This is a genomic window from Shewanella sp. 10N.286.45.A1 (assembly GCF_041470405.1).
Taxonomy (GTDB): domain Bacteria; phylum Pseudomonadota; class Gammaproteobacteria; order Enterobacterales; family Shewanellaceae; genus Shewanella.
Window position 1 is genome coordinate 1 of sequence record NZ_JBFRMK010000217.1, and the last position, 7834, is coordinate 7834.

Annotated in this window: 8 protein-coding genes; 3 read left to right on the forward strand and 5 right to left on the reverse strand. The window is 40.4% G+C overall.

Annotation, left to right across the window (positions count from 1 at the left end):
- Nucleotides 1–569: 569 nt before the first annotated feature.
- On the forward strand, nt 570–2504 hold the full coding sequence (locus tag AB4238_RS15860; RefSeq protein WP_372034299.1) for a polysaccharide biosynthesis protein: 1935 nt from the start codon (nt 570–572) through the stop codon (nt 2502–2504).
- Between the two features lie 456 nt (nt 2505–2960).
- On the opposite strand, the gene AB4238_RS15865 is transcribed toward AB4238_RS15860, so the two are convergent.
- The 3 genes from AB4238_RS15865 to AB4238_RS15875 form a co-directional block, all read right to left on the reverse strand.
- Nucleotides 2961–3827 (reverse strand): glycosyltransferase family 2 protein, encoded by an 867-nt coding sequence (locus AB4238_RS15865; RefSeq protein WP_372034300.1) that lies wholly within the window; start codon nt 3825–3827, stop codon nt 2961–2963.
- Between the two features lie 298 nt (nt 3828–4125).
- Complete coding sequence (locus tag AB4238_RS15870; RefSeq protein WP_372034301.1) at nt 4126–4299, reverse strand: MBL fold metallo-hydrolase RNA specificity domain-containing protein; 174 nt, start codon at nt 4297–4299, stop codon at nt 4126–4128.
- A complete protein-coding gene (locus AB4238_RS15875; RefSeq protein ID WP_372034306.1) occupies nt 4265–5668 on the reverse strand; it encodes an MBL fold metallo-hydrolase in 1404 nt (467 codons plus the stop codon). The genes AB4238_RS15870 and AB4238_RS15875 overlap by 35 nt, the downstream gene beginning before the upstream one ends.
- Before the next feature lie 151 nt (nt 5669–5819).
- Here AB4238_RS15875 and rfbC point away from each other — a divergent pair, with 151 nt between their 5' ends.
- Complete coding sequence (gene rfbC, locus AB4238_RS15880) at nt 5820–6371, forward strand: dTDP-4-dehydrorhamnose 3,5-epimerase (RefSeq protein ID WP_372034302.1); 552 nt, start codon at nt 5820–5822, stop codon at nt 6369–6371.
- A gap of 76 nt (nt 6372–6447) precedes the next feature.
- On the opposite strand, the gene hepT is transcribed toward rfbC, so the two are convergent.
- Nucleotides 6448–6855 (reverse strand): type VII toxin-antitoxin system HepT family RNase toxin, encoded by a 408-nt coding sequence (hepT, locus tag AB4238_RS15885; RefSeq protein WP_372034303.1) that lies wholly within the window; start codon nt 6853–6855, stop codon nt 6448–6450.
- A gap of 3 nt (nt 6856–6858) precedes the next feature.
- Nucleotides 6859–7278 (reverse strand): type VII toxin-antitoxin system MntA family adenylyltransferase antitoxin, encoded by a 420-nt coding sequence (gene mntA, locus AB4238_RS15890; protein ID WP_372034304.1) that lies wholly within the window; start codon nt 7276–7278, stop codon nt 6859–6861.
- A gap of 254 nt (nt 7279–7532) precedes the next feature.
- Here mntA and AB4238_RS15895 point away from each other — a divergent pair, with 254 nt between their 5' ends.
- On the forward strand, nt 7533–7778 hold the full coding sequence (locus AB4238_RS15895; RefSeq protein ID WP_372034305.1) for a CDP-glycerol glycerophosphotransferase family protein: 246 nt from the start codon (nt 7533–7535) through the stop codon (nt 7776–7778).
- Nucleotides 7779–7834: the final 56 nt, after the last annotated feature.

The following is a 7834-nucleotide window of genomic DNA, read 5'->3' on the forward strand; positions in this document are numbered from 1 at the left end:
GTTATTCTATATCCAAATCCCATAGCGAAGCATACAGCGTTTTGAAACCCGCACTACGTGAGCCCCTCAGTCTTTCCACTTCTGCTTTGCATTGGCTTAAAAGGGAATAACCATTTCTTTACCAATGCGCTTTGAATTGAAAAGACTGAGGGGCTCTGAACGGGTCAAATACTTAATGCAATGGTATTACTCTTTGGTCAACGTTAAAACCAGTAAGTATTTGACGCTGACAACTTCCTAATGGTTAAAGTTATAACCCCTTGGTGGATGAATACAAATTAGGTGTTAATCGTAGATTGCCTTCGTTTGTTAAAATACTCCACAACAGTACTGTTACTTTTGACAGCGAAGTAACGTCTTTTAGAAGTATTCTGGTGGGTTATCGGGTGGTTACCCCATCATTTTCATTCGCTTCGCTGCAGTGGTCGATTTAACTGTGCGTCAACAACATTATAACTAGTCAAATTCTTGACGTGTGGTATCATTTGCATCTTATGTGAATTCATTGTTAAGCTACTGGTACTCAGATGGATCTGTAGTTGATTATTTATTTTAAATGGATGTTTTTTATGTTTGCTTTACACATTTTATTTACGCTAAAGAGGCGTAATAAACGTATACTTAGCGTTTGCATTGACATGATTTCGTTAGTGGCTGCATTTTGGTTGGCGATGCTAGTGAGATTGGACTCACTTTCAGTGCTAGCGGTTACTGAGAATTGGTTGTTAATTCTATCTATTCTCCCCTTGAGTGTATTTGCATTTGTCCGTTTAGGGCTATATCGGGCAGTGTTACGTTACATGGGATTGCAAGCGCTCTCAGCCATTGTTATTGGTATCTTTATTTCCGCTATATCTCTCGTCATTCTGTCTTACTATGCTAACTGGGTCATCCCTCGAACAGTGCCGATTATTTTTGCTTTTTTTGCTTTTGTCATGATTGGTGGTTCACGTTTTTTCATTCGCTCGGTTATTGGAAATGGCAGGCAGAAGCTCGGAGAGGCTGTCATTATTTATGGTGCAGGTGTAAGTGGTCGTCAATTATTAACCTCGCTCAATCAAAGCCACGAATATCATGCTTTTGCGTTTGTTGATGATGATGAATCGTTGCAAGGTACGATTATACAGGGCGTACATGTACATTCTCCTTCAATTATTCGCAAATTGATTAAGCAAAAATCGGTAACGAAAGTCCTATTGGCGTTGCCAAGTGCTGGTCGCAGCCAGCGGCAAAGTATTCTTAAAAAGCTAGAGCCGTTAGCGGTGCAAGTAATGACGATCCCTTCAATGAATGACCTCGTCTGTAGCAAAAAGCTGTACTCCGATATTAAAGAAGTTGAAATAGATGACTTGTTAGGTCGAGATGCTGTGCCGCCTCGTCAGGATCTTATGTCTAGCAATATTACTAATAAAGTTGTTATGGTCACTGGTGCGGGTGGTTCGATTGGCTCGGAGATTTGTAGACAAGTGCTACAGCTCGCACCAAAGAAACTGATACTTTTTGAGCTTTCTGAATTTGGGCTTTATGCCATCGATAGGGAGCTTTCTGCTATTGCATCAACGTTGAATATCGAAGTTGAAGTATTACCTTTACTGGGATCTGTTCAAAAAATGAACAGGGTGCAAGCTATTATGCAATCTTTTGCTGTCCAGACTGTTTATCATGCCGCAGCCTATAAACATGTGCCATTAGTCGAGCATAACGTGGTTGAAGGGGTACGCAATAATGTGTTTGGTACGCTTTATACTGCCAAAGCTGCTATAGCTGCTAACGTCGAAACCTTTGTACTTATTTCAACTGATAAAGCGGTTAGACCTACCAATGTAATGGGCACTACAAAACGAATGGCTGAGCTAGTTTTACAAGCATTAGCGAAAGAATCTCACAATACCCGTTTTTGTATGGTGCGCTTCGGAAATGTTCTAGGCTCTTCTGGATCCGTTGTTCCTTTGTTTAAATCGCAAATTGCTAAAAATGGTCCAGTTACTGTTACTCACCCTGATATCACTAGGTTTTTCATGACAATACCAGAAGCCTCGCAGTTAGTTATTCAGGCTGGCGCAATGGGAAAGGGTGGTGACGTGTTTGTGCTTGATATGGGGGAGCCGGTGAAGATTGTTGATTTAGCCGTGAAGATGATCCATTTAAGTGGGTTTACCGTAAAAGATGATTCAAACCCTGAAGGGGATATAACTGTCTCATTTTCAGGGCTAAGACCTGGTGAGAAGTTGTATGAAGAGTTGCTGATTGGTGAAAATGTGGTTGGCACAAACCATGAGCGAATAATGACTGCTTCTGAAGCCTTTTTGTCTTGGAATGATTACTCTGTCATTTTGAAAAAATTGGATACTGCTTGCCATTGTTTTGACCATGAAGAAATTAGAAATATTCTATTGTCTGCTCCAACTGGTTTTGCACCTAGAGATGGGATATGTGACCTACTATTTATGCAAGAACAAAACAATGAACTGCGCCAAGATAATGTAGTCAGTTTTGCATCTTAATGAAGGCAAACAGGTTTTCGGGTAAAAAACCGTAGCAGTTATTACTGATGGCTGAATTGGCATAAAGACGGTTAGAGTATTGCCTAAATCTGGAAAGATAAGTCGATAGAGGCCTATTAAGTAAATATCCATATAGGCACTGTTAAGCTGCTTAGTGCTTAGTGCTTAGTGCTTAGTGCTTTGTAGAAAATAGTTCTTTTTAATTAGTATGCCAATTGTATTAAGTATTTGAGCAGTTCACATAAAACAATCCGGCCCTCTTTGGCGATCAGATTTAGGCGGTAGGAGACCAAGGATGGTCGAAGCTAGAATAATGTAGGAGCAATATCGAGAGCTCAGCAGGATGCCTGAGCCGTGAGAAACGGTTAGCTTAAGTCCACCTAATTGCCTACAGCATTTTTGAATTGCCGCAGAATGGTCAAACTTTTAATGCAATTGGTATAAATGCCCAAAGCGTTAGCTGCTCATATTTTTATCAATCATCGTAACAGTACTATTATATTTTATCGATACACTCATATCAGCGTTACTAGATGAATTACGTGAAAGTAAGCGGTATTGCAGGCCAAATAAAAAGATAATTTCGTTAGCAATTAATTTTAAAGCATATTTGGCTATATATTTAGATTTAAGTCGCTTGCATATATCTTTGTTAGCAATCATTAATATTTTTGATGTAAAAGATATACGGTATTTAGATTTTGATAAGGTGTTGTCTGAACGGTAATAATAACCGATGTCTGATATAAACCCGACGTTTAGATCTTTGGATAGATAGGCTCGTAGCCACAATTCTGAGTCTTCAATCCGTTTCATTTTAGGATCATAAACATTGCGTTGATACCAGCATTTGCGTACTAATAATGTTGGATGACATATACAATGCTTGCCATTTAGCATTTTATCTAGAGTCATATCTATCTGTTTTTTCGGTATAAAAGTATCATTCACCCCTTTGTTGTCAATATAACCTAAACCGGTACTTACAAGATCTATTTCAGGGTTATCTGCTAAGAATTTTATTTGCTTTGTAATTCGATCGCAAGGAATGATGTCGTCGGCATCCATTCTTGCTATGAGTTCATATTTTGCCAGTTTAACGACTTGATTTAGCCGCTCAGATAGCCCTTTATTTACTCCATCGTCTATTATTTTAATCCTAGGGTCGCTAATAGTCCGTGCTATCGCCATTGAGTTGTCTGTTGAACCATCATTAATTAAGATTAGCTCAAAACTCTTATGATCTTGATTTAAAACTGATTGAATGGCTTGTGCTATGTATTTTTCAGCATTGTAGATGGGGATGGCAATAGTAATAAACATAATTAAAACTCTAATATTGGCTGACGATGCTTATAATGATATTTTTCATACTATTCAGTAGTTTATAGTTCATTCTTTTTTAAATCAAGTCTGTGAACTTTAGTTGAACCCTAGATTCTCGACATAATCGACATACGCTTGGCCGTCAAAACTTCTAACGGAGTTTATATGGATCACCTGGTTGTTTGTGTTAGAGCTTCTGCCTACGACCAGCTAGCTCTACTGTCTATTCCAAGTGTGTTGGTTACTATGAGAGTCTAGGAAATACTTAATGCAATTGGTATTAATTACAAATTTTTCATGTTCCTATCTCTACTTTTGCATCTGGCAGTAACTTTTTGTATTCCATTGCCAAAGCATTTTTAGCTTCATTATCTCCGTGAACGATACGTATAAGCGTTGGCTTAACTCGCATCCCTTTGACGAAGTTAATTAGGTTACGTTGGTCTGCGTGGGCGGAGTAACCACTCACTGTATGTATGTATGCCCGCTTTTATTTCGACTCTTTTGCCCTCTATGATGCAGTAACCGCCTTTAGGGCCGTAGGTTTGGATCTCTCGGCCTGTTGTTCCTTGTGCTTGGTAACCGACAAATATGATGTCGGTGGTTGGATTACTCAATAGCTTAGCTAAGTAGTTTTGAATTCGCCCACCAGTGCACATGCCGCTGGCTGCTATGACGATTGCAGGTTTATTGCGCTTACTTAGGTATTCTATAGTGGCTAAATGCTCTTGATGACTGCCTACAGTGTAAAGCTGCTCAAAGTCTAAAGGGTGTCGGTGTTGGCTTAATCTCTGCTTGGCTTCTTTGTCCCACAATGTCTTAAATTCTAAATAGTGCTCGGTAAATTTTGCCGCCATGGGCGAGTCGACGATGACTTCTATTTGTCGCCACACTTCACTCCTGTTCTGATACCGATGGATAACTTGTTCAAGCTCATAGAGTAGCTCTTGGGTTCGGCCAATACTAAAGGCTGGGATCAATACTACGCCATTATCAGCTACAGACTTTTCTATTACCTTTCTTAAGCTTTCACTGCGCTGTTTTCGTCCTTGATGGTTTTTATCGCCGTATGTTGACTCTATCACTAGAGTGTCTGCTCTATAGGGGCTTTTAGGGCTTGCGAGTAATGGTGTGTGAGTTGCACCTAAATCACCAGAAAAAACTACTCTATGGTTAGCGCTGTGCTTTGCTTTTTCTAGCGTCGTAGCGTTATCAAACAGCTCTATCTCGACATAGGCTGAGCCTAGAATATGCCCCGCGGCTCTGAATTTGGCTTTCGCTTGGGTATAGCGCCTGTCTATTTGGGAGCTTTCTATATGAGTGCTTTGTATTTGAGGGCTTTCTATTAACGTAATCTCAGCTTGGTGAATGGCATTTGCAGTGCTATTTGTATCAGGGGAGCTGATGTTAGAAGAGACTGAGCCGAGTTCTAAGGCAAACCAGTGGTTGTATTCAATCGGCCTAATAAGTTGTGTAAGCTTTTTTAGATAAAGCTTTATCATGCGGTGGTTTTGGGTGACACCAATTTTTAACGCGTCTTCAATGACCATCGGCAATAGTGCCGCTGTTGCCACCGTTGCATAGATGGGTTTATTGAAACCTGCTGCCAGCAGATAGGGTATTCTACCGACATGATCGATATGGCAGTGAGTCACTATCAATGCTTGAATATTGCTGATATCAAACTCTATCGGCAGCTGCTCAATCGCCGTCTTGCCTGCCGTTTCTGCGCCCTGAAATAACCCACAATCAATAAGAATGCTTGAATGAGCATTAATGTCGAGTTGGTGGCATGAGCCTGTGACGCCATTAACGGCGCCGTGATGGATTATTTTCAGGGGGATCTCCTTTTATGTGTTCAACGTGTTCACTATAGCGTAAATAAAATTAGCTAGATGTCGGTGATTGGATGTATATTCTTGCCACTATCTATTCAATGCGTTGCTTAACGTATTACTCACTTTCAAACTCATTATGGGACGCTGATTGATGAAGCTTATCTCCACTGTTATCGCCGATATATTGTTAATTGAACCAAAGGTATTTGGCGATGAGCGCGGCTTTTTTATGGAAACCTACCGTGAGTCCGAGTTTAAGACATTGTTTGCTGAAGCAGGGCTTATAGCCCCTCATTTTTTGCAGGAGAACATGAGCCGCTCTGCTAAACATGTGCTGCGCGGGCTACACTTTCAACAAACCAAACCGCAAGGTAAATTGGTACAGGTTGTTAGTGGCGAGATTTTTGATGTGGCAGTTGATATTCGCCAAGGCTCCCCAACTTTTGGTCAGTGGGCAGGGCAGACTTTATCAGCCGAGAATCGTTTACAGATGTATATTCCCCCTGGATTAGCGCATGGTTTTCTGACCTTAAGTGACTATGCCGATATCATCTATAAATGTACCGATTACTATGCACCTGAAGATGAAGGACATATGGCTTGGGATGACGCTAATATAGGGATTGACTGGCCGTTAGCAAAGAATGTTATGCCAATCTTGTCTGATAAGGATGCTAACGCTAAGCAATCTATACACTTCTAATGAGGTTCGCGTAACGTTAGTGAGCTGATTTCTGACACAATATTTTAAGTGAGTTTATTGGGGGGCTTTAGAAACACTATATTTTAAATCGGCTAATGGCAGTTATGAAGTGTTCAAAGTCGATCAAATTGTGCGTGATAACATGCACTACAATGTCGAGATTGAGTTCTTGGTAGTCGTGGACTGCGATGTTTCTTAACCCGACCATTTTCTTTAATTTATCAGCTAACTCTGCTGATATGACCTCATTTTGTGCTAAAAGAGTAAAACTATCCCTGCTACTTTGTGGGATCCCAAATTGATGTTGGCGATTGAGATGGTTTGCAATATCAATACATGCTTCACAGGCGCGTTGCAGGTTAAGCAGTACACTATCTTGTTGGGTGTAATTGTTTTTAAATTCTACCCCATCAGCATACACAGTGCTAATCCGGATTAAGCAGCGCTTGATTGTAGAAATTTTGTTGATTAATACATCATTCATCGGCTATGAATTTCCTTTGCTGTTTAAGCGTTTAAAATCCTTTAAGATCATTGCTCTTTCTTGTTGTAAGTGCTGATACATCGACATGGTTTTTACCGCGAAGCGATCATCTTCTATTTGGCTTCCCCACAATCGTTTACCCTGTGTTAGGATTTGCTGGCATAGCACAGTTGATGCCTGATGTAAGTCGATGAGATCGACATCAATATCAAGCTTAGCGGCCAAGGATTGAGCAATTTGCCAACGAGTTACATTATCGAGTGCTTTTGGACAGAAAACGGCAATATCGAGATCACTTTGCGAATGTTGAGTCCCTTGTGCGTATGAGCCAAAAATATAAATTAACTTTACATTTGGGAGCTCAGCCTGAATTTTGCTGATTAATGCATTCTCATCTAATCGATACATTGCGGCTTTCTTCACGTTTATACTCGGGAGTTAATTTAGCAGTATACCATAACAGAGAAGGTGCTGATGAGGGAATGGTCTGCTTTAGTGGGCTGTTTTACTGTACTTTTATGTATAAACTGATGTTTCTCTAGTCGCTATTAGCCATCCAATCCTCAAGCACATTAAACGAGCTTTTGGCTGATTCTCCCCAATACATCTTGCTTACTGTTAAATAGTTGCTTTGGAACTGACTTGCTAGCGCATTAATTGATGCTGACTGGATTTGCGTGAGTTACCCTAACATCATCAATATTTCGGCCATGGAAGATGTCTACGGATTACTTGATTGTGTCGATCTACTCATCAGTGACTATTCATCGCTGTTTATCGATGTGCTACCACTCAATGTCCCGATTAACTTTTATCGTTTCGACAAAACCATTATCAACAAAACTGCCGCAACATGTATAACTACGCCAGCTCAATGGCCGATATCGGCCCTGAAAGCCTTACGTTTGCAGGGTAATGGCTAATACCAATTGCATTAAGTATTTGACCGGTTCAGAGCCTCTCAGCCTTTTCAATTCAA